The sequence below is a fragment of the Achromobacter maghribensis genome (assembly GCF_057334215.1).
The window spans coordinates 1-1,086 of record NZ_JBHFII010000003.1 but is presented as its reverse complement, the minus strand read 5'-3'; the positions used below and the strand labels follow the sequence as shown (position 1 = coordinate 1,086).

Sequence of the window (1,086 nt, the reverse complement as noted above, 5' to 3'; positions counted from 1 at the left end):
GCAGAATCGCCGGCAGTGCCGGCAGGACGGCATCAAGCAGGCGCAACTGCGCCGCCACCACGGCATCGTCGCGCACCTGTTCGCGATAGGCCTGCCACTGCGACCATGACGTCTTCCAATCCAGTGGTGCCGAGTCCTGGATCACGCCCTGTTCCCGCAACATGCGCAGGCCGGCCTCGTGCCAGCGCGCATAGCGCGGCGCCAAGCCCGTGGCCGCCGAAAGCCAATCCTGCTGCGCCAATAGCGCGTACAACAGTCGACCCAGGTGCTGCTCAAGACCGTATTCCTGTACAGAGACTTCAGGTTCGTCTTGTACCAGTACTGACATGATTTTCAGTTCCCCATTCGGCAGCCGAATGACTGCGCGCTTTTTGACGAAGAAAGGTGAGTTATGCCGCGCGGGCGTCAAGTCTGCGGCGCGCACTGAGCAAGGCTTCCGGCACGGCCGTCACCAGTGGCGCTTGCATGACTACCCGGGGCGCATTCGATGCCGCCGTGATGGTGACCTTCTCGCTGACGCCCAGGCTGCGGGCCACCGAGGCCTGCGTCGTCTTGACAAACACCACCTGGTCCACCGGACCCGCCAGCAACCGATCAAGCGCTTCCATCGCCTCCGGCGGCTCGATCGAACCGATCCCCGCCCGCGCCATCCGCTGCCGATAGTCGTCCGAGGCCACCACCCCGACGCTGCCCCAATAGCCCCAGTGCATCAGCTTCACCGGATAAGGCCGGTGCCGCAGCCGCTTGGCAAACGCATCCGCATAGCAGCAACCCGCTGCGTAGTTGCTCTGCCCCGGCGCTTTCATAAAACTCTGCAACGATGAGAAAAACACCAGGAAGTCGAGCGCCTCGTCTCCAAACACCGCGTCCAGGTTCTCGGCCGTCGCCGCCTTCGCCGTCAACGCCGCCTGGAACGTGGCCTCGTCCATCGTCGCCAGGCTACGGTCGGCCAGCACAATGGCCGCATGCACCACGCCGTGGATGGCTCCGAAGCGCTCCCGGATCGTCGCGTGCGCCAGCTCCAGCGCATCCTGATCCGTCGCATCGGCCTGCAGATATAGCGGCGTCGGCCCTAGCCGGCCCAAC

At 64.7% G+C, this 1,086-nt stretch carries 2 protein-coding genes; both read right to left on the bottom strand.

The window, feature by feature from the left end; genetic code table 11:
- Positions 1 to 328: hypothetical protein (locus ACE039_RS00765; protein ID WP_485821384.1), on the bottom strand; the 328-nt coding region annotated here is incomplete at its 3' end.
- Between the two features lie 61 nt (positions 329 to 389).
- On the bottom strand, positions 390 to 1,086 hold a 697-nt coding region (locus ACE039_RS00760; RefSeq protein ID WP_485821383.1), incomplete at its 5' end, for a KR domain-containing protein.